26 protein-coding genes are annotated in these 25,548 nt (G+C 56.7%); 18 read left to right on the plus strand and 8 right to left on the minus strand.

What is annotated here, in order from left to right; translation table 11 throughout:
- Positions 1–13 precede the first annotated feature (13 nt).
- The 12 genes from MWU55_RS16025 (at position 14) to MWU55_RS16080 (ending at position 12,007) form a co-directional block, all read left to right on the plus strand.
- Positions 14–1,126, plus strand: coding sequence for an S-(hydroxymethyl)glutathione dehydrogenase/class III alcohol dehydrogenase (locus MWU55_RS16025; protein WP_246937981.1), 1,113 nt, complete (start codon positions 14–16; stop codon positions 1,124–1,126).
- A gap of 220 nt (positions 1,127–1,346) precedes the next feature.
- On the plus strand, positions 1,347–2,966 hold the full coding sequence (locus tag MWU55_RS16030; protein ID WP_246937983.1) for a hypothetical protein: 1,620 nt from the start codon (positions 1,347–1,349) through the stop codon (positions 2,964–2,966).
- A 112-nt stretch (positions 2,967–3,078) separates the two neighbouring features.
- Positions 3,079–4,446, plus strand: a complete 1,368-nt coding sequence (locus tag MWU55_RS16035) for an IS1182 family transposase (protein WP_246937985.1) — start codon at positions 3,079–3,081, stop codon at positions 4,444–4,446.
- A gap of 198 nt (positions 4,447–4,644) precedes the next feature.
- The gene (mbfA, locus tag MWU55_RS16040; RefSeq protein ID WP_246937987.1) at positions 4,645–5,622 is read left to right on the plus strand and encodes an iron exporter MbfA; all 978 of its coding nucleotides are present in this window, start codon (positions 4,645–4,647) and stop codon (positions 5,620–5,622) included.
- An 81-nt stretch (positions 5,623–5,703) separates the two neighbouring features.
- Entirely contained in the window at positions 5,704–6,018 is a 315-nt protein-coding gene (locus MWU55_RS16045; RefSeq protein ID WP_246937989.1) for a cupin domain-containing protein, read from the plus strand.
- 44 nt (positions 6,019–6,062) lie between these two features.
- On the plus strand, positions 6,063–6,989 hold the full coding sequence (locus MWU55_RS16050) for an AEC family transporter (protein ID WP_246937991.1): 927 nt from the start codon (positions 6,063–6,065) through the stop codon (positions 6,987–6,989).
- Positions 6,986–8,098 (plus strand): NnrS family protein, encoded by a 1,113-nt coding sequence (locus tag MWU55_RS16055; RefSeq protein WP_246937993.1) that lies wholly within the window; start codon positions 6,986–6,988, stop codon positions 8,096–8,098. Before MWU55_RS16050 ends, MWU55_RS16055 begins: the two co-directional genes overlap by 4 nt.
- A gap of 34 nt (positions 8,099–8,132) precedes the next feature.
- Positions 8,133–8,963 carry an S-formylglutathione hydrolase gene (gene fghA, locus MWU55_RS16060; protein ID WP_246937995.1) on the plus strand — a complete coding sequence of 277 codons (831 nt, stop codon included), beginning with the start codon at positions 8,133–8,135 and terminating at the stop codon, positions 8,961–8,963.
- Between the two features lie 6 nt (positions 8,964–8,969).
- The gene (locus MWU55_RS16065; RefSeq protein WP_246937997.1) at positions 8,970–9,422 is read left to right on the plus strand and encodes a YaiI/YqxD family protein; all 453 of its coding nucleotides are present in this window, start codon (positions 8,970–8,972) and stop codon (positions 9,420–9,422) included.
- A 117-nt stretch (positions 9,423–9,539) separates the two neighbouring features.
- A complete protein-coding gene (locus tag MWU55_RS16070) occupies positions 9,540–9,830 on the plus strand; it encodes a hypothetical protein (protein WP_246937999.1) in 291 nt (96 codons plus the stop codon).
- A 134-nt stretch (positions 9,831–9,964) separates the two neighbouring features.
- Positions 9,965–10,819, plus strand: coding sequence for a 3-mercaptopyruvate sulfurtransferase (sseA, locus tag MWU55_RS16075; RefSeq protein WP_246938001.1), 855 nt, complete (start codon positions 9,965–9,967; stop codon positions 10,817–10,819).
- A 3-nt stretch (positions 10,820–10,822) separates the two neighbouring features.
- Positions 10,823–12,007 carry an amino acid aminotransferase gene (locus tag MWU55_RS16080; RefSeq protein ID WP_246938003.1) on the plus strand — a complete coding sequence of 395 codons (1,185 nt, stop codon included), beginning with the start codon at positions 10,823–10,825 and terminating at the stop codon, positions 12,005–12,007.
- Positions 12,008–12,015: 8 nt separating this feature from the next.
- Here MWU55_RS16080 and MWU55_RS16085 read toward each other — a convergent pair whose 3' ends face one another.
- The 5 genes from MWU55_RS16085 to MWU55_RS16105 form a co-directional block, all read right to left on the minus strand.
- Positions 12,016–12,381 (minus strand): hypothetical protein, encoded by a 366-nt coding sequence (locus tag MWU55_RS16085; protein WP_246938005.1) that lies wholly within the window; start codon positions 12,379–12,381, stop codon positions 12,016–12,018.
- Positions 12,378–12,821, minus strand: a complete 444-nt coding sequence (locus tag MWU55_RS16090) for a hypothetical protein (protein WP_246938007.1) — start codon at positions 12,819–12,821, stop codon at positions 12,378–12,380. The genes MWU55_RS16085 and MWU55_RS16090 overlap by 4 nt, the downstream gene beginning before the upstream one ends.
- 241 nt (positions 12,822–13,062) lie before the next feature.
- Positions 13,063–13,482, minus strand: a complete 420-nt coding sequence (locus tag MWU55_RS16095) for a hypothetical protein (RefSeq protein ID WP_246938009.1) — start codon at positions 13,480–13,482, stop codon at positions 13,063–13,065.
- Positions 13,483–13,635: 153 nt separating this feature from the next.
- Positions 13,636–14,946, minus strand: a complete 1,311-nt coding sequence (gene amt / locus MWU55_RS16100; RefSeq protein WP_246938011.1) for an ammonium transporter — start codon at positions 14,944–14,946, stop codon at positions 13,636–13,638.
- A gap of 14 nt (positions 14,947–14,960) precedes the next feature.
- Positions 14,961–15,299, minus strand: coding sequence for a P-II family nitrogen regulator (locus MWU55_RS16105; protein ID WP_246938013.1), 339 nt, complete (start codon positions 15,297–15,299; stop codon positions 14,961–14,963).
- Positions 15,300–15,562: 263 nt separating this feature from the next.
- Here MWU55_RS16105 and MWU55_RS16110 point away from each other — a divergent pair, with 263 nt between their 5' ends.
- A complete protein-coding gene (locus tag MWU55_RS16110) occupies positions 15,563–17,788 on the plus strand; it encodes a transglycosylase domain-containing protein (protein ID WP_246938015.1) in 2,226 nt (741 codons plus the stop codon).
- A 74-nt stretch (positions 17,789–17,862) separates the two neighbouring features.
- Here the strand turns inward: MWU55_RS16110 and MWU55_RS16115 are convergent, their stop codons facing one another.
- The gene (locus MWU55_RS16115) at positions 17,863–18,477 is read right to left on the minus strand and encodes an ABC transporter substrate-binding protein (RefSeq protein ID WP_246938017.1); all 615 of its coding nucleotides are present in this window, start codon (positions 18,475–18,477) and stop codon (positions 17,863–17,865) included.
- Positions 18,461–19,204 (minus strand): VacJ family lipoprotein, encoded by a 744-nt coding sequence (locus MWU55_RS16120; protein ID WP_246938019.1) that lies wholly within the window; start codon positions 19,202–19,204, stop codon positions 18,461–18,463. Before MWU55_RS16120 ends, MWU55_RS16115 begins: the two co-directional genes overlap by 17 nt.
- A gap of 194 nt (positions 19,205–19,398) precedes the next feature.
- Here MWU55_RS16120 and MWU55_RS16125 point away from each other — a divergent pair, with 194 nt between their 5' ends.
- The 5 genes from MWU55_RS16125 to MWU55_RS16145 all read left to right on the plus strand — a co-directional run bounded on the left by MWU55_RS16125 (position 19,399) and on the right by MWU55_RS16145 (position 25,004).
- Positions 19,399–21,123, plus strand: a complete 1,725-nt coding sequence (locus MWU55_RS16125; protein ID WP_246938021.1) for a type I secretion system permease/ATPase — start codon at positions 19,399–19,401, stop codon at positions 21,121–21,123.
- On the plus strand, positions 21,123–22,442 hold the full coding sequence (locus tag MWU55_RS16130; RefSeq protein WP_246938023.1) for an HlyD family type I secretion periplasmic adaptor subunit: 1,320 nt from the start codon (positions 21,123–21,125) through the stop codon (positions 22,440–22,442). Before MWU55_RS16125 ends, MWU55_RS16130 begins: the two co-directional genes overlap by 1 nt.
- A 117-nt stretch (positions 22,443–22,559) precedes the next feature.
- Entirely contained in the window at positions 22,560–23,021 is a 462-nt protein-coding gene (locus tag MWU55_RS16135; protein ID WP_246938025.1) for a RidA family protein, read from the plus strand.
- Positions 23,018–23,785: a glycerophosphodiester phosphodiesterase family protein gene (locus tag MWU55_RS16140; protein WP_246938027.1), complete on the plus strand. Its 768-nt coding sequence runs from the start codon at positions 23,018–23,020 to the stop codon at positions 23,783–23,785. Before MWU55_RS16135 ends, MWU55_RS16140 begins: the two co-directional genes overlap by 4 nt.
- 31 nt (positions 23,786–23,816) lie before the next feature.
- Positions 23,817–25,004 carry a GNAT family N-acetyltransferase gene (locus tag MWU55_RS16145; protein WP_246938029.1) on the plus strand — a complete coding sequence of 396 codons (1,188 nt, stop codon included), beginning with the start codon at positions 23,817–23,819 and terminating at the stop codon, positions 25,002–25,004.
- A 4-nt stretch (positions 25,005–25,008) separates the two neighbouring features.
- Here the strand turns inward: MWU55_RS16145 and MWU55_RS16150 are convergent, their stop codons facing one another.
- Entirely contained in the window at positions 25,009–25,503 is a 495-nt protein-coding gene (locus MWU55_RS16150; RefSeq protein WP_246938031.1) for a peroxiredoxin, read from the minus strand.
- Positions 25,504–25,548: the final 45 nt, after the last annotated feature.

The raw sequence follows: 25,548 nt of genomic DNA on the forward strand, positions 1-25,548 counted from the left end.
TAGGAGGAATCCCATGCGCACGCGAGCCGCCGTTGCCGTAGAGGCCGGAAAACCACTTGAGATTATGGAAGTGAACCTTGAAGGCCCGCGTGCCGGCGAGGTTTTGGTTGAGATCAAGGCCACCGGCCTGTGTCACACCGACGAATTCACCCGTTCTGGCGACGATCCCGAGGGGATCTTCCCGGCCATTCTGGGCCACGAAGGCGCAGGCGTCGTGATTGAAGTGGGCGAAGGTGTGACCTCACTCGAAGTCGGCGATCACGTGATCCCGCTCTACACCCCAGAATGTCGTGAATGCGACTATTGCCTGAACCCGAAAACCAACCTCTGCCAGTCGATCCGGTCAACGCAGGGTGCAGGCTTGCTGCCCGATGGCTCGACCCGTTTCTCGATGCTGGATGGCACGCCGATCCACCACTACATGGGCTGCTCGACCTTCGCCAATCACACCGTGGTGCCCGAGATTGCGCTGGCTAAGGTCCGCAAGGACGCACCGTTTGATAAGATCTGCTACATCGGCTGTGGCGTCACAACCGGCATTGGCGCGGTGATCAACACCGCCAAGGTTGAGATCGGGTCGACCGCTGTGGTCTTCGGTCTGGGCGGCATTGGCCTGAACGTGATCCAGGGCCTGCGGATGGCCGGTGCGGATCAGATCGTGGGTGTGGACCTGAATGACAGCAAAGAAGAAATGGGGCGCCACTTTGGCATGACCGATTTCGTGAACCCCTCGAAGGTGGATGGCGACATGGTGGCCCATCTGGTTGAACTGACGGGCGGTGGCGCGGATTACAGCTTTGATGCGACCGGCAATGTGAACGTGATGCGGCAAGCGCTGGAATGCGCCCACAAGGGCTGGGGGGAATCGATCATCATCGGCGTCGCGCCTGCAGGTGCCGAGATCTCGACCCGCCCCTTCCAACTGGTCACCGGCCGCGTCTGGCGTGGCACGGCCTTTGGTGGCGCGTCGGGTCGGACGGACGTGCCCAAAATCGTCGACTGGTACATGGACGGCAAAATCGAGATCGATCCGATGATCACTCACAAGCTGAGCCTTGATCAGATCAACGAAGGGTTTGACCTGATGCACAAAGGCGAAAGCATCCGCGCCGTGGTGGAATTCTAACCATCAACAAAGCAATCACAAAAGGGGGCCAAGGCCCCCTCAGACCGCTGACAAAGGTCGGGCTTGCGTTTTCGCGGCCCGACCTTCTTTTTTGCTGAAAATCAGATGTGCGCCTTATTCTTCAATTTTCATTCGGTTAGCTATGGGTAGCTTGTGCAAGTTTACCTTGCTAGCATTTTTGCCCTAGGATCTTGATAACTAATTCAGGTTTGAGTTCCGAATGCTTAAGATCACTCTCCGATATCTCCCTTCAATAATGGTGGCGGGAACGCTTCTAGTACTTTTTTTCCTGTTCAGTTTTTCAGACCGCGATGAATACAACAAATTTTCGACATGCAAGAACGAAACCTCTGCGCAATGTATAACAGATTTGGGGTTGGATCGCGTAGCGAGTGCTCGTTCTCTTCCGCCACATATGCGTGAAGTCGACATGTTGGCCCAGATGGATCGTATAGAAGATGCTTTCGCGCTGGAACTGCGAATCCTGAGTGAAAAAGAGCGACCACCAAAGAACATAGAAGCATCCGCAAATCGCAGGCTTGCCAGTCACAGGATAGCCGCCCAAATTCGCAAGGGTAACAGCTTAGAGACCGCGATAGACCAAACACCATCTACAGACGCGGGTGTTCTTTGGATCAGCGCACTCGATTTGCTTGGGAGAAAGCCATACGGCCCGTTGATCAGCCCGACGTTGAAACCTGATAAGAGAACGCTTGAAATCGTTTCTGAGATTGCAGAACGCATTGCCAGGTTTGCTACAGAAGAAACAGAGCGCGCTCGAATAAGCCACCTTATCTATGCGGCGGAGTTGTACGCAGCACTCGGAAACCAGACTCGTGTGATCGAGTTATTAGGCAATCTCCCACAAGCTAAAAATCCTCACATAAACCTATCAGAAGACCTTTTGCGGCTCATTGGTCCACAGGAAGGGATGCATCTTTACCACAAGGCAGGCGGAAATAGGCCCCACATTCTTCTGACCGCGGCTTCGGCAGAAACAGATTTGATCCGCGCTGCCGACTACTTGGAAAGAGCGTTCAATGAGTATTCCACAGCAGATCGTCGCCCCGACTTGGATAGGATGGAACGCATCGTTTCCCTCGCTGCGGATCTTGGGCTGGAAGAGTTTGCGTTGCGATTGGCGCGCGCGGTTGCAGATCAAGCTCAAACAGCGCCTTCGAACTTTCCGGTGTTCCCACATCTCAATGCAGTGCGTGCACTTATGGCCGCCGGCGCTGATGAATCCGAAACTCGTGAGAGTCTGGTCCGTGCGGAAGAAGACTTCCCACAAAACGATCAAGAATACTTAGGTGTAGGCCTTGTAAGCGGCGCCATTTTTTGGGGAAGTTCGGGGCTTAAGGCGCAAGCGAGGCGCGAGTTCGCAACCCTGTCGGCGCGTCAGGGTGGGGTCGACGCAACGATCCAAATGATGGATGACATTGAACAACCCGTATTCGCTTGGAACGACATGCTAACCCATGAAATTCCACTCGAAGCCTTGGATGAATTGTTTAATGCCGCAAGCGCTGTTCTTACGAGAGAAGAACTAGCTTATGTGAAGGCGCAGCATGCGCAGGACTTGCTGCTTTCTGGTGGGGCGGAAGAGCAGCTTTCTTGGGTAAAAGAAACCACAAAAGATGTTTTACGAGGTGAGCAGTTGGTTGGAGATAGGTCGGTTACGACTTATAGTACGCTGACGAGGATTGCAGCCAGGTTGGGCGATCAGGATAATCTGAAATTGGCGTTGAGGAGAATGGCTGATGCAGCTCTGGGTTCTAGAGAACCGAGTGATCTGATAACTGCCGGTTTCTATTGGTATCAAGCTGATAACATCCGCTAGAGCGGACGTTGGGTTCTAACACATCTGTGCTCACCTCATGCGGCCCCGCCACCCTTCAACGTTCTCTGAATCTCCCCTTGATCCGCCGCCTTTGTGCTGATTCAATCTTATAATGTTGAAGAGACTAACAGCCCGCCAGACCGAGCTTGAGATGGTCACGCTTGAAAGCCTGGTGCCCGCCGATCACTTGTTGCGCAAAGTGGAAGCAGCGATTGATTATAGCTTCATCCGCGAACTGACTGAGGGGCTTTACTGCCTCGACAATGGTAGGCCGCCGATCGCGCCGGAGACCTTGTTCAAGGCATTGTTCATCGGCTACCTGTTTGGCATCCGATCAGAGCGCCAGTTGATGCGCGAGATCGAGGTGAATGTGGCCTATCGCTGGTTCCTAGGGTTGCGTCTGACGGACAAGGTGTTTGATGCCTCGACCTTCAGCCAGAACCGGCGTCGTCGCTTTGATGGCACAGACATCGCCCAGCAGATCTTCGATCACATTGTGGAACAGGCCATTGAGTTAGGTCTTGCAGATGGGACAGTGCTCTATACGGACAGCACCCATCTCAAAGCCTCGGCCAACAAGAGCAAGTTCGATTCCGAGATGGTGGCGAAATCCAGAGCTGCCTATTGGGATGATCTGGATGCGGCAATCTCGGCCGATCGGATAGCACATGGCAAGAAGCCGCTAAAGCCCAAGCCACGTGAGGCGGAGATCAAGGAAACGCGCGTGAGCCGCACCGATCCCGATGCGGGCTATATGGTGAGGGACGGCAAGCCCAAGGGGTTCTTCTATCTCGATCACCGAACTGTAGACAGCAAGCACAGCATCATCACCGACACCCATGTCAAAGCTGGCAATGTGCATGACAGCATCCCTTATATCGAGCGGCTGGATCGGCAGCGGCGTCGCTTCGATTTGGATGTGAAGGCGGTCGGACTGGATGCGGGATATGCCAATGCACCCATTGCACAGGGTTTGGAGGAGCGCGGCATTCTGGGCGTCACAGCGTATCTCCGGCCTGCTGGTCCGAAGAACACGTTGCGCAAACGACAGTTCGAATATGATCCGAAGGCAGACGTCTATCGCTGTCCAAATGGGCAAGAGCTGCCATACTCGACAACCGGTCGGGGTGGCTATCGCTACTATCATTCGGATCCAGAGAAATGTCGCGAGTGCCCGCTCCTGTCTTCTTGCACCAAGAACGCCAAAGCACAGAAAACCCTCACCCGCCATGTCTGGGCCGATGCCCGAGAGCGTGTGGATGCTCACAGGAAAACAGACTGGGGCAAGCGCATCTACGACCGGCGAAAGGAAACCGTCGAGCGATCCTTCGCCGATGCCAAACAACTCTTCGGACACCGATACGCCCGCTATCGAGGGCTCACCGGTGTCAAATGGCAATGCCTCCTCGCCGCAACCGCCCAGAACATCAAGAAAATCGCAATGGTCATGGACCAAACGACCACAACCAGCCCCGCATGAGGGGCTGGGCAACCGTTTATCTCGCCAAATCAACTCCTGCCAGATCACCAAAAAAGAAAACCCCGCTCAAATGAGCGGGGTTTGTCAGTGGTCTGAGGGGGCCAAGGCCCCCTTTTTTATTTCAGGCGCGACAGAATGTAAGCTTGCCTTCCCGTCCGAAAGCCATAAATTAGAACCATTCTAATTCAGGAGCTTTCAATGCTGTCCGCCACTCTGCACCGCCGCCGTTTCTCGGACCTGTCGGAACAAGAAATCCTCGCACTCGCGATCTCGAACGAAGAAGACGATGCGCGGATTTACCGGCAGTATGCTGAACACCTTCGTGAGGAGTTTCCCTCGTCCGCAAAGGTATTCGACGGCATGGCCGAGGAAGAGGACGAGCATCGCCGCCTTTTGATCGAAGCGCATCAGGCGCGGTTTGGGGATGTGATCCCCCTAATCCGGCGCGAACATGTGGCGGGGTTCTATGCGCGTCGCCCGGTCTGGCTTGTCGAAAATCTTGGCCTTGAAACCATTCGAGGTGAAGCGCGCGAGATGGAGCGTCAGGCCGAGCAGTTCTATCGCAAAGCTGCCGATCGTACGTCGGATGCAAACACCCGTAAGCTTTTGGGCGATCTGGCCGCCGCCGAAGCGGACCACGCTCATACGGCGGGCGATCTTGAAGCAAAGCATCTAGACGATGCCACGCGCGAAACAGAAGACGACGCTGCCCACCGTCAATTCATCCTGACATGGGTGCAGCCAGGGTTGGCGGGACTGATGGATGGATCAGTGTCCACACTCGCGCCGATCTTTGCGACCGCTTTCGCCACGCAAGACACGCACACCACTTTTCTGGTAGGCCTTGCTGCCAGCGTAGGCGCCGGGATTTCCATGGGATTCACGGAAGCGGCCTCGGATGACGGAGAGCTGTCAGGGCGCGGCAGCCCGGTCAAACGCGGCTTTGCCTCGGGCATCATGACCACACTGGGCGGACTGGGGCACGCCCTGCCCTATCTGATCACCGATTTCTGGACCGCCACGACCATCGCGATCCTTGTTGTCTTCGTAGAGCTTTGGGCGATTGTCTGGATTCAAAACCGGTTTATGCAGACCCCGTTCATGCGCGCGACTCTTCAGGTCGTGGTCGGCGGCGCGCTGGTCTTTGCAGCTGGCGCCATTATCGGCGGTGGTTAGACTGGGTCGATAGGTTCCCACCACTGGCGATATGGCTGGGCGACGCCTGCTTTCATGCTCTTTTGCAAGAAGGAGCCGAACATGTGCGAAGCCAACGGAACAGCTACGGGTAAAATTCTGCTAGAGAACAGCCGGATGCGTGTCACAGAGTGGCGCTTTGCCAAACGTGGCGACAACACGGGGTGGCATAAGCACGCCTTCGACTATCTGGTGATCCCGATGTTCGATGGCGTTCTAGAGATCGATCAACCCGATGGTACGCGTGTCGAGGCAAAGCTTCAGAACGGTGTCCCGTATGATCGCAAGGCCGGTGTCGAACATGACGTGATCAACGGAAATGATTTTGAATGCGCCTTTATCGAAGTCGAACTTCTTGAGGATGCGCCGTCGGTCTAACCGCCGCATAGCCAAGCGAAATCTTGCGTGCTAGGGCTTGGCACATGATCGACGTGCTGTTGCAAACTCTGCCCTTCTTTGCCCTGATCGGATTGGGCTATGGCGCTGCGGCGCGTGGTTTCTTTCCACCCGAGGCGACCGCCTATCTCACCCGATTTGTTTTTTACTTTGCGCTGTCGGCTATGCTGTTCCGGTTCTCGGCCAGTCTGTCGCTGGCGGACGTGATCAATTGGCCTTTCATCTGGGCCTATGCGTTGGGTGGATTGGCAGTCTATATCCTTGCTACAGTCGTCGCTTTGATACGCAAACGCGGCGCCCAGGAAGCCGCGGTCGAGGCGCAATGCGCCGTGATCGGCAACACGGGTTTTCTGGGCGTGCCAATGCTTGCCCTCTTGTTGGGCGAGGCCGCAATTCCCGCTGTCATGCTGGTCCTCGCCATCGACCTGTTTCTATTCAGCAGCCTTATCGTGATCATCATCACAGGCACCCGCGATGGACGGCTCAGCCCGGCGGTCTTGGGAACTGTTGGGAAAGGGCTGATCTCGAACCCGATGATCGTTTCGATGGCGCTTGGGTTCGCGTGGTCGGCAACCGGCGTGTCACTGGCCGAGCCGATCAGCCGCTTTCTTGATCTTCTAGCAGGTGCCTCAACCCCCTGCGCGCTGTTTGCCATTGGCGCGTCACTTGCCACAAAATCAGCCGAACGGGTGTCAGTCGCAGGTTGGCTTAGCTTTGCCAAACTTGTCTTGCACCCGTTGGCGGTCGGCGTATTGGCCTTCATGGTCTTCGATGTTGAACCTTTCATGGCCGGCGTCATGATCGCCGCCGCAGGTCTGCCCGTCGCTGGGAATGTTTACATGCTTGCACAGCACTATGGTGTAGCACCGCAGCGTGTTTCGTCAGCAATCCTTCTTTCGACAAGCCTGTCGATTTTCACAGTGTCCGCCATCATCGCGTGGGTAACATCATGATTATTTTAACCGGAGCGTATCGTGTGTTTTTCCCAGCTGCGCTCTTGTTTGCTGGGGTCGCAATTCCGCTTTGGATCATGAGCTTTGCAGGGGCAACGTCGCCAAACAATGACCCAATGCTCTGGCACCAGCACGAAATGCTTTGGGGCTATCTTCCCGCTGCATTGGCAGGGTTTCTGTTTACCGCGATCCCCAACTGGACCGGGCGCCCGACCCTGCCCCCAGCCGTACTGGCAACCCTGTTTGCACTTTGGCTGGCTGGCCGCGTCGGTATGTTCGTCGCCCCAGACGCCCTGCCTTCACAGCTGATCACCATGGCCTTTCTGCCCCTCACAGCCGCCCTTGCCCTGCGCGAGCTGATCGCGGCTGGCAACAAGCGCAACTACGTGGTGGGGGCTGTGATCTTCGGCTTCGCCGTGTCGCAAGCGCTGTTCCTTTGGCACGACCGCGACATAGGCCTGAGCGCTGGCTTTGCCCTTGCGCTGATCCTGATTGTACATATCGGCGGTCGTGTGACCCCGGCCTTCAGCCGCAACTGGCTGAAGAAACGCGGGGCAACTCGCCTGCCCGCAGAATTCGGCCCGGTCGATAAGGCAGCCCTTGGCTTAACCGTAGCAACCGCCGTCATCTGGATCGTGACGGGAGACAGCTTGGTGACCGGTCTAAGCGCCGCCGCAGCCAGCCTATCCCTTGCCCTGCGCTTGTCACGCTGGTCAGGTTGGGCGGTTCGGGCAGAGCCCCTGCTTTTTGCACTTCATATGGCCTACCTCTGGCTGATCATTTCCACAGCTCTTCTTGCGGCAGCCTGCTTAAGCGCGTTTGCCACCATCGGGCAGGCACATCATGCATTGGGTGCAGGGGCAGTTGGGTCCATGACCGTGATCGTCATGCTGCGCGCGCTATTGGGCCATTCGGGCCGCCCGATCGAGGCCACTCGTTTCGACACCCTGATCTTGATTGCCCTGCATCTGGGCGCCGCCCTACGCGTCATCGCCGATTGGACGGGCGACCCAGTACCCTTCTACCACGCAGGGGGAACGCTTTGGGCAGGGGCGATGATCGCGTTTGCCATCCGCGCTTTCCCCATTGCCATCTCGCCTCGGCTCTAGTTAGGTCAGTTCAAACCTAACGAAGGAGACCACCATGGAAGTGATTTCGGAAAACGCCTGTTTCGGCGGCACGCAGGGTGTTTACAAACATACCTCTGACGCGACTGGCACCGATATGACCTTTGGTCTTTTCCAGCCGAACGAGGCGCAAGATGGTCCGGTTCCGGTGTTGTGGTATCTGTCTGGCCTGACCTGCACGCACGAGAACGCGATGACCAAAGCAGGGGCACAGGCTTGGGCCGCGGAACAGGGCATCGCGCTGATCTTCCCTGACACAAGCCCGCGTGGCGAAGGCGTTGCGGATGACGAAGCCTATGACCTTGGTCAGGGGGCGGGTTTCTATGTAAACGCCACCCAAGACCCCTGGGCCCCACATTTCCAAATGTGGGACTACGTGACCGAGGACCTTCCAGACCTCGTCTTCAACCACTTCGCACTGGATGCAGAACGTCAGGGCATCACTGGCCATTCGATGGGGGGCCACGGCGCGCTGACAATCGCGATGAGCCTGCCGGAACGCTTCCGCTCGGTCTCGGCTTTTTCACCCATTTGCAATCCAACTGGTTCGGACTGGGGTAAGAAACAGCTTAGCGCCTATCTTGGCGACGACACCTCGAAGTGGGAAGCCCATGACGCGTCTCTGCTGATGAAGACCACTGGGTTTGACGGACCGATGCTGATCGATACAGGAACCAAGGATCAATTTGTGGACCTTTTGAAGCCCGAAACTCTGGCCGAAGCCATTGCCACGCGCCGTCAAGAAGCCACTTTCCGCATGCAGCCGGGCTATGACCACAGCTATTTCTTCGTCTCGACCTTCATGGAAGACCACGTGAGCTTCCATGCCGAAGCGCTGTGGTCCTGACCTTTCATGGCTGTCTATATCGACGCAGACGCCTGCCCGGTGAAGGCCGAGGCTGAAGCGGTCGCCACCCGCCACAAGGCAACCATGTACGTGGTGTCAAATGGCGGGTTACGCCCATCGCCCAACCCATTGGTCGAGATGATCTATGTCCCTGACGGTCCCGACGCGGCCGATATGTGGATCGCTGATCGTGTAGGCCCCGACGACGTCGTGGTCACAGGAGATATCCCACTGGCCGCAAAATGCGTAGAATCCGGTGCCGAGGTGATCCGCCACAATGGCGAGCGGTTCACTCAGGCCAATGTGCGTGAACAGCTTGCTATGCGCGACCTGATGACGGATTTGCGGGCGGCGGATCCCTTTCGCCAAGGTGGTGGGAAACCCTTCTCGAAAGCGGATCGTGCGCGGTTTCGGCAGGCTCTGGATACTGCCCTGCGCCGGGTCGGCACACCGCGTTAAGCAAAAGTTACCGGCACTTTCACACCGTTTTTCCCCTTAACTGGCCACGCCGGCTCATGGTTCCATTCGCCCAATGGAAAATTCGGGGCAACTGCCCTGAACTTGAAAGGGACGCAAATGGAATCTCTTCTTATTAATCTCGTTTCGGGCGCAGTTGGCGGCAACGTTGCTGGTGGCCTTTTGAAAAACTTGAACCAAGGCACTCTGATCAACTCGATCGCAGGTATTGCTGGTGGTGGTATTGGCGGATCGCTTCTGTCGATGCTTGGTGCTGGCGGTGTTGCTGATGCAGCCGGTGCCGGTGGTTTGGACATTGCATCCATCTTGGGCCAAGTGGCTTCGGGTGGTGTAGGCGGAGGCGTGTTGCTTGCTGTGGTAGGCGTTGTGCGCAACATGCTGGCGAAATAAGCACCAAAGACTTTTTTAGCGAGTGGCGGGGAAGGCTTAGGCCTTCCCCTTTTTCTTGGTTAAAACGACGCATTCCCTTGCCTATCCGACCATCGAGGACTAGTCAGTAAACGACACTGACCGGAGGGCAAGCCATGCCGCATAGCGACCCGAAAACGCTGGTATCGACCGATTGGCTGGCGAAACATCTGAAAGACCCGGATCTGCGCATCCTTGATGCCAGTTGGTACATGCCGGACATGGGCCGGAACGCGAAGGCCGAATACGACGCGGCCCACATCCCCGGTGCACGCTATTTCGACATTGATGAAATCGCCGACCTGCGCTCGGACCTGCCGCATATGATGCCTCCGGTGGAAAAGTTCATGTCCCGCGTGCGCGCCATGGGCGTGGGCGATGGCCACCAAATCGTTGTCTACGATGGCATGGGGCTGTTTTCCGCTGCACGCGTTTGGTGGATGTTCCGCCTGATGGGCCACAAAGATATCGCCGTATTGGATGGTGGGCTGCCGAAATGGCAGGCCGAAGGCCACCCAATCGAAGACATGCCGCCCGTCATCCGCGATCGCCATATGACGGTCAGCCGTCAGGCCCAAATGATCAAAGACGTGACGCAGGTGGCTGCGGCCTCGAAACTTGGCGATTACGAGATCATTGATGCCCGCGGGGCCGAGCGTTTCCGGGGCGAGGTGGAAGAACCCCGCGAGGGACTGCGCTCTGGCCACATCCCGAACTCAAAAAATCTGCCATTCGGAAACCTTCTGAACGCAGATGGCACCATGAAATCACCAGACGAAATGCGCGCCTTATTCGAAGCCGCGAAAGTCGATCTGAAAAAGCCCGCGATCCTCAGCTGCGGCTCGGGCGTGACAGCCGCCATCCTTGCCTTGGCGCTGGAGCGCATGGGCCATGACCGCCATGCGGTCTATGACGGCAGTTGGTCCGAATGGGGCATGTATTCCGACCTGAAAGTCGAAACCGGAGAGTAGACGATGTTCACCAACCTGAAAGCCCAGCCCAAAGACAAAATCATGGCGCTGATGCAGCAGTATCGCGAAGACCCGCGCGAAGGCAAAATCGACCTTGGCGTTGGCGTTTATAAGAACGCCCAGGGCGTCACCCCAGTGATGCGCGCTGTGAAGGCCGCCGAAAAGGTTCTGTGGGACGTTGAAAGCACCAAATCCTATACCGGTCTGGCCGGCGATCCGGCCTATGGCAACGCATTGACCAAGCTTGTGCTGGGTGATGCTGTGCCTTCGGACCGCCTGTCGATGGCCGCCCAACCCGGCGGCACCGGTGCGATCCACCAAGCAGTCGAACTGATCAAGATGGCCTCGCCTGACGCCACGATCTGGCTGTCGGCGCCCACCTGGCCGAACCACCCCTCGATCATCAAACATCTTGAGATGAAGATGGCCGAATACCGCTATTTCGACAACGAAAGCCGCGCGGTTGATTTCGACGGGATGATGGAAGATCTGAAGGGCATCAAGGCGGGCGACGCAGTGCTGCTGCACGGTTGCTGTCACAACCCGACCGGCGCCAACCTGACCCTGCCCCAGTGGAAAGAGGTCGCCGCGCTGATCGTCGAAAAAGGTGCGACCCCACTGATCGACATCGCCTATCAGGGCTTTGGCGACGGGCTTGAGGAAGACGCCGCGGGCGTGCGCCTGATCGCGCAAGCCGTGCCAGAAGCACTGATCGCGGCGAGCTGCTCGAAAAACTTCGGCATCTATCGCGAACGTACCGGGCTATTGGTTGGCATCTCGGAAAACGCTGAACAGGCAGGTATCACCCAGCAGAACCTGACCCACCTGAACCGTCAGAACTTCAGCTTCCCCCCCGATCACGGTGCCCGTTTGGTGACAATGATCCTTGAGGACGAGGGCCTGAAAGCTGACTGGATGGCCGAACTGGAAGAGGTTCGCACCGGCATGCTGGGTCTGCGTGAAAAGCTGGCTGGCGAGTTGCGCGCCCGCACCGGATCCGACCGCTTCGGTTTCATCGCCGACCACCGCGGCATGTTCTCGCGCCTCGGCGCCACGCCCGAACAGGTCGAGGCCCTGCGCGTGGATCACGGCATCTATATGGTCGGAGACTCGCGCATGAACATCGCGGGCCTGAACGAAGAGACCGTGCCGATCTTAGCAGAAGCGATTGCGAAGGTTGGGGTGTAAGCCCCGACCTATTTGAAGCTGGCTTCATAGGCCGCATATCGACCCGGAAATAGAGTTTCATAGAGTGGATAGCTAATCGCAATTACATCTACCAGAAACTCCTTTTCTGATCCGTAGTCATACTCAAAAAGAACCACATCTAAACACTCAATTTGTTCGCCGCCCGGTGTGATCGCGGACAATCCAATCCATCGCTTCACGGCGGTGTCCTGATCGTTTTCAGGTAGTTTGTTAGATACAAACTGCTCAAAACCTGCGCTCGGAAAGAAATTGCCTTCGGCACACCCCATTGGAGGATCGCCATTCTCTAATTCGGAATGACCAATGAGCAGTCCGTCGATATAAATCTGAAACATCACCTCAGAATGGTTCATGTGTCGCGGCACTTGCTGCAATCAGCCAATGTCACACCAAAGCTACCCATAAATTGACCGTTCCGATTTGTGTACGAGTGCTCAATATGGGCACCTTTTTTGATGTAAGGCCAGACACCCCCTTTGGGATTGCAATTTCCGCGGGTCGTAGCCTCGATATGCTCGTCCAGCAAAGGTCCTGTCCAATCGGTATCAACCACATAGTGATAGGTGAACACATGCCCGCAGGCCTCGACCTTCACCACTGTGGTTATCCCATCCTTGTAGTGCTTGGGCAGGAGTGGCTGAAAATGGGCAACAATCTCCTGCAGCCCGTCTTCGATCGTTTGATTGCCTGCGACCGTGCGTGAAAAGGCGCTATCGGGTGCAGTGAAGAAAGCGGTCCCAGCCGACGAGATGGCATCCAAGCTTTTAGAAACAAACTTCTTTAGTATCGACATCAGGTAAATAGATCTTCTGTGGTGAGAAAACAGGGTGCCCCCACTTATCACCACAGAGACGAAGCGGCACAACCTTTCGTTGACGTGATTTGGGGACCACTCAATGGTGCCGGAAGGGCGGCGGAGACCCGTCTACGCAGAAACGTCCCGGCTGATCCCCTTGAACAAACTTTCCCGCCGACTGTGCTAAGGGCAGCTATTCCGAGCTAGCATTTCACAGCAAAGAAACATCGAACTTAGATCACGATTCCCACTCGGACCGGATCTTTCTGTTCGCTTGGTCAACAGATCCATCAACGTCATCGCAAGAAAAATACACAATGTTGAGCGCCGCAAAGTTGCCTTCGAAGCATGATATCTGATCCATCTGTATCAGTGCATCCTCAACCGAGCAGAGTTTGTCATGCACCATTGCTCGTGCCACTTTAGCCATTGAAGAAACCAACGGGTGATTGGTCCGCTCTCTCCATTCTTGGATCAACTCTAACCTAGTCTCTTTGGAAACCTCTGCAGAAACTACAGGACGAGCTATCTCTTCGAGCACCATGAAGGCTGCGTTCGACGAGATTGCGTTTGCATGATCCATCAGCGCAATAGACACGTCGTGATCATTGTAGGGAAATCTGCAATCGATCAAGCCTGCGAAATCTGCCTCGGTCATATTAGACAACCTCTTGTCAATTCCATGACGCATCGCGCCCTCAATCAACCGAGTGTAGAAAAAGAAAAGGGGACCTTCCAGCCCCCTTTTCCACCCTGTTGGCCTTGGCATTTGCGCGGCCAGCGTGTCGGGGGTTTGCCCCCCGTTCACTTCTTACCCGTTGGTGAATTCCGGGTAGGCTTCCATGCCCAGCTCGGCCATGTCCAGCCCGTTCACCTCTTCCTCTTCGCTGACACGCAGGCCCATGGTGGCCTTGATGATCGCGAAGAAGATATAGCTTACGACGAAGACAAAGATACCGATTGCCAAGAAGCCCATGATCTGGGTGCCAAAGCTGGCGTCCGCGTTCGTCCACGCCACGATGAACGTGCCCCAGAAGCCTGCAACCAGGTGAACCGGGATGGCACCAACCACGTCGTCGATCTTCAGGCGATCCAACAGCGGAACAACGAAGACCACGATCGCGCCGCCGATGCCACCGATGATCAGCGCTTGGAACAGCGAGGGTGCCAGAGGCTCGGCGGTGATCGAGACCAGACCAGCCAGTGCGCCGTTCAGGGTCATCGTAAGGTCGACCTTTTTGAACATCACTTGGGTCATGATCATCGCAACAACAGCACCTGCGGCAGCGGCCATGTTGGTGTTGGCAAAGATACGTGCCACGTCCGAGACGTCGCTGATCGTGCCCATGGCCAGCTGCGAGCCGCCGTTGAAGCCGAACCAACCCAGCCACAGGATGAACGTACCCAGAGTTGCCAGCGGCAGGTTCGAACCCGGCATCGGGATCGTGCGGCCGTCTTTATACTTGCCGATACGCGGCCCCAAGATCAGGACACCAGCCAGTGCAGCGAAGCCACCCGCAGCGTGCACCAGTGTCGAACCAGCGAAATCCGAGAAGCCAGCTTCCGACAACCAGCCGCCGCCCCACTGCCAGCTTGCCTCAATGGGATAGATGAAGCCGGTCAGGACAACCACAAAGGCCAGGAATGGCCACAGTTTGATACGCTCAGCCAGCGTACCAGATACGATCGAGGCAGTCGTGGCACAGAACATCAGCTGGAAGAAGAAGTCCGATGCGCCCGAGGCATAGCCCACGTCCACGGCTTCCGCGGCAACGCCAACTGGATCAAGCGAGGTTACGGCGAAGAACGGTCCCAGCCAGCCTTCGATCAGCCAGTCGCCGGGATACATAATGCCGTAACCAGCCAGCCAGTACATGATCGCCGCGATGGAAAAGAGCGCGATGTTCTTGGTCAACTGCATGGTCACGTTCTTGGACCGCACAAGACCAGCTTCCAGCATGGCGAAACCAGCGGCCATCCAGAAGACCAGAATACCGCCTAGAAGGAACAGGACCGAAGTCAGGATAAAGCCGGTATGTGCTGCAGCTTCGCCTTCCGCGAAGGCCAGCCCCGGCAGTGCGGCCAAAAGGGCCGTCGAAATCAGAAGTTTGCGTGTCATCATCTGTCCTTTCACGCTTATACGGCGTCTGCGCCGGTTTCGCCGGTGCGCACCCGCATGGCGTCCGAAACGTCGAGAGTGAAGATCTTGCCGTCACCGATCTTTCCGGTGTGCGCGGCCTTCGAAATGGTCTCGACCACCTCGGCGGCAAGGTCGTCATTCACGACGATCTCAAGCTTGATTTTCGGCAAAAAGTTCACGGCGTACTCCGCGCCGCGATAGATCTCGGTGTGGCCCGATTGGGCGCCAAACCCCTTTACCTCAGATACCATCATGCCGGTGACACCCACGGCGGTCAGCGCCTCGCGTACGTCTTCCAACTTGAACGGTTTGATCGCTGCTATGATCAGTTTCACGTTCTTTCCTTTCCTTCTTCGGCACGGCTCGTTGACCATGCGCCTGCAGAAAGTCAGTCGCCGCAGCGCAGAAATTGCACGTAAATGGACAGGAAAAAGGGCCTGAAAATCTGACCTGCGTAGAAATTGGTGCGGATGCCTAGAGCAGTGCTGAAAAAGCGGGCAGCGCGAAAAGTCGCGCCCCGCCGGGCTTCGGGCTACACTTGTCTGAAACGAATCGCTAAGTCATAGCGACAGGCCCCGAGCAGACCCGGACGAGTATCATGAGCCAATCTGGCCAAAAGCGCCCCACTTTGGTGGCAGACAAGCGTTACCCGACAAAAAGGGCAGCGCCAAAAAAGCCTGCGCGCGCAACAAAGCGCAAAGCAGCTCCGAAACCACGCAAAGGCGGTGGCGGCGGTGGCCCACGCAAGCCGCGTTCAATTTTGGCGTGGCCATTTGTGGTGATCGGGTGGCTTCTGCGACTGTTCTGGCGGTTGATGTGGAAGGGGGCCGTGGTTGTCGCCTTGATCATCGGGGTGGCTGTTTTCTACTTCGCATCGACCATGCCCGAGCTAAATGCGATGCTGGATGGCCGGGCTAAGGGGTCGGTCACCATTCTGGATCGCTATGGCGAAGTCTACGCTTGGCGCGGGGATCAGCGTGGCCGCACCATCACCACCGAAACGGTCAGCCCGCATCTGAAAAACGCGGTCGTCGCGACCGAAGACAAACGGTTCTATCGCCACTTCGGTCTTAGCCCACGCGGGATCGCGAGTGCGGTGAAAATCAACATGAGCGAGGGCCGCGGACCGCTTTCGGGTCACGGTGGCTCGACCCTTACGCAGCAGGTCGCCAAGCTTTTGTGCCTTGGCGTGCCGTATGATCCCGATGTTTGGAAGACCGAAGCAGCCTATGAGGCCGACTGCCGACAGGGGTCTTTGTGGCGCAAGATGAAGGAAGCCGTCTATGCGATGGCGCTGGAGACCAAGTTCACCAAAGATGAGATCCTGACGATATATATGAACCGCGCCTATTTGGGTGCCGGCTCGTTCGGGTTCGATGCAGCAGCCCAGCGCTATTTCGCGATCCCGGCATCCGAGCTGAACCCGGCACAGGCCGCGATGCTGTCGGGCATGCTGACGGCACCGTCCCGTTATGCCCCGACCAACAACTTGAAGCGTTCGCAAGACCGCGCCGCGACAGTGCTGCGCCTGATGAACGAACAAGGGTACCTGTCAGACAAGGAGACGGCACAGAACCAAGACAATCCTGCAACTTTGTCAAAGGCGGCCAAGGCTCAGGCAGGCGGATATTTTGCGGATTGGATCATGGGCGATCTGCCAGCCTTCCTGACCCGGAAAACAACCGAAGACGTCATCATCAAGACCACGCTTGATCCGCGCATCCAAAAAGCCGCTGAAAATGCGGTCGAGAAGATCTTTGCGGAGAAGGTCTCGGCCGGGTCGAAAGCACAAGCCGCCGTTGTTGTGATGAGCGCCGATGGTGCGGTCCGCGGCTTGGTCGGCGGGCGGGAATCCCGCGTCACCGGCGCGTTCAACCGCGCCACACAGGCCAAGCGGCAGACCGGCTCGGCGTTCAAGCCGTTCGTCTATGCCGCAGCGCTGGACATGGGGTATCAGTGGGACGATTTCGTCGTCGATGAACCATATTGTTTGAACATCCCGGGATCGGGCGAATGGTGCCCTAAGAACTATACCAAAAAGTACTACGGCACTGTCAGCTTCACCGAAGCACTTGCCAAGTCGCTGAACATTCCAGCCGTAAAAGTCTCTGAAGAGGTTGGGCGCGAGGCCGTGCGCTCGGTCGCATCCATGTTTGGGATCGAAAGTGATCTGGCCGCTGGTCCCGCACTGGCTTTGGGCGCGTCCGATGGCACGCTGCTGGAAACCACTGGGGCCTATGCGGGCATCCTGAACGGCGGGTCGTCGGTCACACCATACGGCCTGACCGAACTGCGCCTAGTTGGCGACCGAGACCCCTTGATGACCCAGACAGGCGGGATCGGAGAACGCGTCATCTCGCGCGAGGCAGCCGCACAGTTGACCTTTATGATGAACCGAGTGGTGGAAGAAGGCACCGGCACCCGTGCGCGGATCGACGGGCTTGAGATTGCAGGAAAGACCGGCACCAGCCAGTCCGCGCGTGACGCTTGGTTCATTGCCTTCACCGCAGACTACGTCATGGGCATCTGGATGGGCTATGACGACAACACCCCATTGAAGGGTGTGACCGGTGGCGGGCTTCCGGCCGAGATGTGGCGTGAAGCGATGGTCGAAATCCAGTCGCAACTTGTTCCGACCCCATTGCCCATGATCCGCCCTCGGTCGACCCCTCAGTTCGATGGGCGGTTGATGTCTTCCGACGATCAGCAGGGATTTGGCGCTCAGCAAAAAGGCGGCGGCAACCAGGGCGGGCAATCCGTCGGTGAGGCTGTCGAGGATGCGTTGATTGGAGTGCTACGGTCGATCTTCGGTCAGGGCAACTGATCCAGTTCACTTGAACCTAAAACAAGAAAGCCCCGGCAAACTGCCGGGGCTTTCTTGTTTCCATTTGGTTGCGATCAGCCTTTTTGCAAATCGGCAATCAGTTGGTTCAGGTCGCCCTTGCGGCGGTCAAGCATCGCACCGATCTCTTTCCGCTCGGATTTCACAATCGAGATACCTTCGACTTGCATGTCGATAAATTTTCCGTTTTTCGCGGACACAACGAACACAACATCAAAGGGGGAATGTCCTTTAAGTGTGGTCTTGGTCAGAACTTCGAAGCGGGTTTTCACTGGCTTCGAGCTGACAACGTCAATTCGTCCACCCTCGAACTCGCGGAAACGGCTGCCATAGCGACGTGCGATGTAGGCGCGGAAGGCTTTGACAAAGGCACTTTTCTGCGAAGAGCTTGCCGAACGGCCATCAGGGCCCAACGCCGACAACGCAATAAAGTTCACATCAGCATATTTCGCGAACACGCCTTCGAACTTTTTGATCATCGATGCTTCAGACGCACCCGAATTGATGATCGAGTTGATGTCTTTGACAACCTTGTTGATCAGGCTCTCTGCCTGTGCTGCCGAGATTGCTGCGATTGCGCGCCCTGGCATTGCGGCCAGAACACCCAATCCGGCCAGACCACCAACAAAGGCGCGGCGAGTCATAGAGGTCTCGTTACCCATCATACGCATCATAAATATCCTCAAGCTCATCATCTTCTACTTCTACACCCAGCTCATAACGACGCGAGTCCAGATAGTAGAGCTGCATGAGGTCATAGCCCTCTTCGCTCTCATAGAACTCTTCAATCGTATCGCTGAACTGATAGCGATCACCGAACTTAGACAGGACCCAAGCTGCCTTTGGAAGGTGTTTCACATCGGTCGGCAAAACCAAGCTTAGTGGGTTCAGCGCGAAATCGACCAGAATGCCGAAACCATCACGTTCCGTGGACGGGCCAAAGAACGGCAAAACCACATAATCACCTTCCGGCGCACCCCAAACATGTAGGGTTTCACCAAAGTCGCTGTCACGCTCTTCTAAACCAATATCGGTGGCCACGTCGAAAAGACCAAGAAGTCCTAACGTAGAATTGAACGCAAAACGCACAGTGTTGTGTACGGCGTCTTCGACGTTGCCTTGAAGCAGGTTGTTCACAACAACGCCCGGCAAGGATGCATTATCCGAGAAATACGAGACAGAGTTTCGCACCGGCTCAGGCAAAACGGTGCCATACGCATCTGATGCGGGCGACACCAAAGCACGGTCGAGCTTGATGTTGGCACCATGCGTGCGTCGGTTTTTTGCTTCATGCGGATCGTCATAGCCACTAGGCGCGGGCGCTGTTGCGCAGGCGCTAAGCCCCATAAGGGCCAAACCGGTCAATGCCGCTACAATTTTCGAATTTCTTTTCGTCACGTGAACAATCGCTGAATCTGGTGTTTTTTTGCCTATCTGCGCCACACATAATAGATGCAGTCGTGTTGCACAGATGTTAAGGCTTCTGCAGCTATTGAATGTGACTATTTGGCGACAGTTGCAAGCAGAAACCTGCCGAGCGTTCGCAACAGCAGGGGTTGCACGCAAGTGTCCAGCAGAGCAAGCAGGTAAGCATGAAACAAAACCAGCTGATACAAGGGTTGGAAGAACTGCGCGACCAGCGCCGCAAATTGCGCGGGTTGATGTGGAGTGTCGCTCTTTTCTCGGTTTTCGTGAATTTGTTGATGCTGACCGCACCAATCTACATGCTGCAACTCTATGACAGGGTTCTGGGCAGCCGATCAGAAGCAACTCTGATTGCCCTTACGCTATTGATGGCATTCTTGTTTCTGATGATGGGCGTCTTGGATTATGCACGTGCGCGTATCCTTGCGCGGGCTGGGGCACAGTTTCAGGCGGCACTTGATCAAAGGGTGTTCTCGGCCGTGATGCGCCAACCTAGCGGGGGTGGCACAACAGCCGGTTTGAAGGATTTGGAAGCAGTGCAAAAACTGCTATCCAGCCCGGTGATCACTGCAGCTTTTGACATTCCATGGACGCCTGTTTTCCTATTCGCCATCAGCGTTTTCCATCCGTGGCTTGGTATTCTTGCAGTCGTTGGCGGCGGTCTTCTGATCGGTATCACGGTGCTGAACCAGATCTTCACCAAAGGGCCGCTAACTCAAGCCACAGTGGCAACCATTCGCGCGGATCAATTGGCCGAACAAATGCGCACGGAATCCGAAATGGTGCGCGCATTGGGAATGTCCAGCGGCGCCTACCAACGCTGGCACCAATCGCGCGCGGTATCGCTTCTTGAAAACCTGCGCGCATCGGATCGCTTGGGCCAGTTTTCGGCCATGTCGAAAACGTTCCGCCAGTTCCTGCAATCTGCAATGCTTGGGCTCGGCGCATACCTGGCCTTGAAAGGCGAGATCTCGCCCGGTGCCATGATTGCCGGGTCAATTTTGCTGGGCCGTGCGCTTGCGCCGGTCGATGCCGCAGTCAATCAATGGCAATTGGTGCAGCGCGCGCGATCAGCTTGGCAAGCACTTGCCGAGCTTTTGGCCGAAACTCCGCCCGAACAGGACCGTACCACCCTGCCCCGGCCCGCAGCAAAACTTCGCGTCGACAAGCTGACCGTTATTCCACGTGGCGCGAACCGCGCGGTTTTGCGACAAGTCAGTTTTGACATGAACCCGGGCGAAGCGCTTGGCGTGATTGGACCATCTGGGGCTGGCAAGTCGACCCTTGCACGCGTTCTGACAGGGGTCGTGCCCCCGGATGGGGGAACCGTTCGCTTGGATGGCGCGTCGCTTGACAACTACTCGCCCGAGGCATTGGGGCGCTACATCGGATACCTGCCTCAACGCGTTCAGATGTTCGAAGGTACCATTGCCGAAAACATCGCAGGCCTTGATTTGCAGCCAGATTCCGCGGCCGTCGTGGCAGCGGCGCAAATGGCTGGAGCGCATGACCTGATCCTATCGCTTTCCGAAGGATATGACACGCACATCTCTCCAGGCGGAAACACCCTGTCCGGCGGCCAAATGCAACGCGTTGGGCTGGCACGCGCGATATACGGAGATCCCGTGATCCTTGTGCTGGATGAACCGAACTCAAACCTTGATAATGACGGCACGAAAGCTCTGAACACCGCCATCCGCGCCGTGAAAGAACGCGGCGGGGCTGTGATGATCATGGCCCATCGTCCTGCTGCCATCAAAGAATGCGAGATGCTTTTGATCATTGATGACGGGGTCACACGCAGTTTTGGTCCCCGTGATGAGGTGCTGCAAGCACATGTTCGCAACGCAGAGCAGATACAGTCTTCGCAAACAAACGGGGGCGCGCAGTGATGCAGGATAATCCGGTTCAAACCACCCAGAACTTCTCAGCGCGGCGCCCGATGATCCTTGGCTTTATCGCCTTGCTAATCTTGGTCGGCGGCTTCGGCACTTGGTCCGTGGCCAGCAAGCTTTCCGGCGCGGTCATTGCTGAAGGTCAGGTGCAGATCGAGCAAAACCGAAAAGTCGTCCAGCACCTTGATGGTGGCGTTGTCACAGAGATCCTGATCGACGAAGGGGATACGGTGCAAGCCGGAGACGTGTTGATACGGCTTGATGCGGCACAACTTGCATCGCAGCTCACGATTATCGAGGGACAGTATTTTGAGCTTCTCGCCCGTCAGGCAAGGTTCGAAGCTGAACGCGATGGCACAAGCGCACTGCAATTCAGTGAAGAGCTGATCAAAACGGCTGAGGAAAGCCCCGAAATTGACAGCCTGATGCAGGGGCAAACCCGCCTGTTCAACTCGCGCATGGATGGGATGGCAACACAGCTGGAGCAGCTGGACAAACGCAAAACCCAAATCTCGCGCCAATTGGATGGATTGGCAGCGCAGATCACTGCTTTGAAAGAGCAGCTTGTTCTGATCCGGGAAGAGCTTGCCAGTCAACAATCGCTTCTGGACAAAGGCCTTTCGCAGGCGTCACGGGTATTGGCGTTGAAGCGGGAAGAAGCCGCAATTCTTGGCCGGTTAGGGGAGCTGACCGCCGCGCAGGCCGAAGCAGAGCTGCGGATCACCGAGACCGAGCTGCAAAGCATTGCCCTGCAAACAGATTTGCGTGAGCGTGCCATTACCGAGCTGCGGGACGGCCGTGCCTCCACCCGCGATTTGGCTGAGCAGCGCAGAAGCACCTTAGAACAACTTGAACGGCTTGAAGTCCGTGCACCTGTATCGGGCGTTATCCACGGGCTGCAAGTCTTCGCGGAACAAGCCGTGATCCAGCCCGCACAGCCGGTTCTGTATGTCGTCCCACAAGACCGGGATCTTGTGATCATGTCGCGTGTCGATCCGTTGCACATTGACCAAATATTTGTGGGGCAAACGGTGTATTTGAAGTTCCCAGCCTTCAACAGCCGCGAAACCCCGGATCTTCTGGGCCGCGTGACCCGAATGTCAGCGGATTCGTTTGTCGATGACGGGACGGGGCAGTCATTCTATCAGGCCGAAGTGCAACTGGAAGATGGCGAGATTGAACGCCTTCCCAAAGGTGCAGTCCTCATTCCCGGCATGCCTGTTTCCGCCTTCATTCGCACGACAGATCGCAGCCCGATGCTGTATCTTGTTGAACCGCTGTGGGATTACTTCACCAAGGCCTTCCGTGAAACCTGATCCCAGCGACGATAATTGTTGCAGCATGTCGGTTTCCATCTTTCCCTAATCCCAGACGCAAGATAGCGTCCGGGCAACGCCTGAAAATCAGGTATGAAATCTAGAAAGGACCGTCCGATGAGTGCATTTGAAACCCGCCTTGCAGAACTGGGCATCACACTGCCTGACGCCCCCGCACCAGCTGCAAACTATGTACCCTACGTGCAGGTTGGTGATCTTGTACATGTATCAGGCCAAATCTCGACCAAAGACGGCGCGTTTTTGACCGGAAAGCTGGGCGACACCATGACCGCCGAAGAAGGTGCCGACGCAGCGCGAAGCTGTGCGATTGCCCTTCTGGCACAAGTGAAAGCCGCTTGTGGCGGTGATCTGGACCGCCTCCAACGCGTTGTAAAGCTGGTCGGCTTCGTAAACTCAACCGCAGAATTTGGTGACCAACCCAAAGTGATTAACGGCGCGTCGGACTTCATGGTCGAAGCGCTTGGGGATGCCGGGCGTCACGCGCGCTCAGCCGTCTCGGCAGCAAGCCTTCCCTTTGGTGTCGCCGTTGAGATCGAAGGCATCTTCCAGATCAAATGACACGCCGCCCCGTCCCTTTGCCACAAAGCTTCTTTGACCGGCCTATCGCCCATCGTGCTTTGCACGATCTGGACGCGGGTCGGCCAGAAAACTCGCGCGCGGCCATTCTGGCGGCGGTCGAGGCAGGGTATGGGATCGAGATTGATCTACAGATGTCTCATGACGGGCAAGCGATGGTTTTCCACGACTATGACCTTGCCCGCCTAACCGCTGCGTCGGGTCCCGTTCGTCAGAGAAGCGCAGTCGAGCTGGGACAAATCAACCTAACCGGCGGCGAAGAGGGCATTCCCAGCTTTGCCGAGGTTCTGGACATCGTTGCAGGTCGCGTACCGCTTTTGGTCGAACTTAAGGACCAGCACGGCGCCATGGGTCCGCATGAAGGCGTGATGGAAAACGCGACCGCCGAGGCGCTTTTGGGTTACGACGGCGACGTGGCCGTCATGTCTTTCAACCCCCACTCGGTCAAAGAATTTGGCAAACACAATTCCAACCTGCCGCTTGGCCTGACAACCGAAGCCTATAAACAAGAAGACACCCCGCTTCTGCCCGCAGCAACGCGCCGCTACTTGCGCGACATTCCTGACTACGACCGCGTTGGCGCAAGCTTCATCAGCCATGATGTTCGGGACTTGGACAACCCGGCGGTGACGCGCCTGAAAAAGCGCGGCGTGCCGGTCCTGTGTTGGACGGTTCGATCGCCACAGGTTGAAAACGAAGCCCGAAAGGTCGCGAACAACGTAACCTTTGAGGGATATCTGGCTTGACCAGACCTCCCCGCTGCCCCTGAATAGGATCGTGAGCGAAACCCAGATCGACATCAGAACCCATGCATCCATCGACGCGATCCGCGCCGAGGATTGGGATGCATGTGCCTGTCCGGAACGTGCCGATGATGGGCGAGCGTTTGATCCGTTCACAACTCATGGCTTCTTGTCTGCGCTCGAAACCTCTGGCTCGGTTGGTGAAGGCACCGGATGGCACCCCCAGCACCTGACCGTTCATCAAGGTGAACTGATCGTCGCGGTGATGCCGCTTTACGTTAAAACACACAGTCAGGGCGAATACGTGTTCGATCACGGCTGGGCGGATGCTTATGAGCGTGCAGGTGGACGTTACTATCCCAAACTGCAAGCCGCCGTTCCATTCTCGCCCGTGGCTGGACGTCGATTTCTGACGCGCCCGGATTGTGTGCAGATTGGGCAGGCGGCCCTGGTGCAAGGCATGGTGAAAATCGCAGCCGACAATCAGATAAGCTCGGCCCACGTTACCTTTTGCACTCAGGACGAAGCCGAAGCGGGCAACGCCATGGGGCTGCTGACACGGGAAGGGCTGCAGTATCACTGGCAAAACGACAACTATGCCGATTTCGATGCGTTTCTAGGTGCGCTCAGTTCCCGCAAACGTAAACAGATCCGCAAAGAGCGCCGTATAGCTCAAGGGTTCGGCGGCGAGATCCTCACTCTGACCGGCGACCAGATCCAACCCCAGCACTGGGATGCGTTCTGGCATTTCTATCAGGATACTGGCGCGCGAAAATGGGGGCGTCCCTATTTGACTCGCGCTTTCTTTGATCAATTGCATGACACAATGGCAGACGACCTGCTTCTGGTGCTGGCCGAACGTGACGGTCATCCCGTTGCAGGCGCATTGAACGTGATTGGGCGTGACACATTGTTCGGCCGGTATTGGGGCTGCATCGAAGACCATCCCTATCTTCATTTCGAACTGTGTTATTATCAGGCCATCGACTATGCCATTCAGCACAGGCTGACACGGGTTGAAGCCGGCGCGCAGGGCGAACACAAGCTGGCGCGTGGCTACCTGCCCGTTACCACCCATTCGCTGCATTGGATCAATGACCCCGGCTTTCGCGAGGCCGTTGATCAGTTTTTACAATCCGAACGGAAAGCCTTGGCGCAGGACATTGATATCCTAACCTCCTATGGCCCGTTCAAATCCGTGGACGTGTCGGAACACGACTGAAGGATCAGCCTTTGATAGCGTCCAGCATGGCTTCGCCTGCAGACGTCTCGCACATGCCGGGGTTCTCTTCGACATGTAGGATTTTCACCTCACCATCCACGACATACGCGCCATAGCGTTGCGAGCGGTTAATCAAACCTGCAGGCGGGGCGGTGAAATCCATGCCGATGGCCTTCGTGAACTCAGCCTGCGAATCCCCAAGGAACTTCAGCCCAGCTTCCGCTGCGCCAGTGCTGTCAGCCCAAGCGCCCATCACGAAGGGGTCGTTGACCGAAATGCAGATCACATCGTCCGCACCCGCATCATTCAGAGCCGCTTTGGTACGGATATAGCTGGGAACATGAGCCGTGGTGCAGGTGCCAGTATAAGCGCCGGGCAGTGCAAAGATCACAACTTTACGCCCATCCAAAAGGGATGACAGACTGACAGATTCCGGGCCTTCTGCACCCATCCGCAGCAGGTTTGCATCGGGAAGCTTATCTCCAACTTTCAGGGTCATTCGCGCGTTCCTTGTAATTGCTTCAATCAGTTGAAACTCGCGCGC

This window comes from Aliiroseovarius sp. F20344, from assembly GCF_023016155.1.
In the GTDB taxonomy this organism is placed as follows: domain Bacteria; phylum Pseudomonadota; class Alphaproteobacteria; order Rhodobacterales; family Rhodobacteraceae; genus Aliiroseovarius.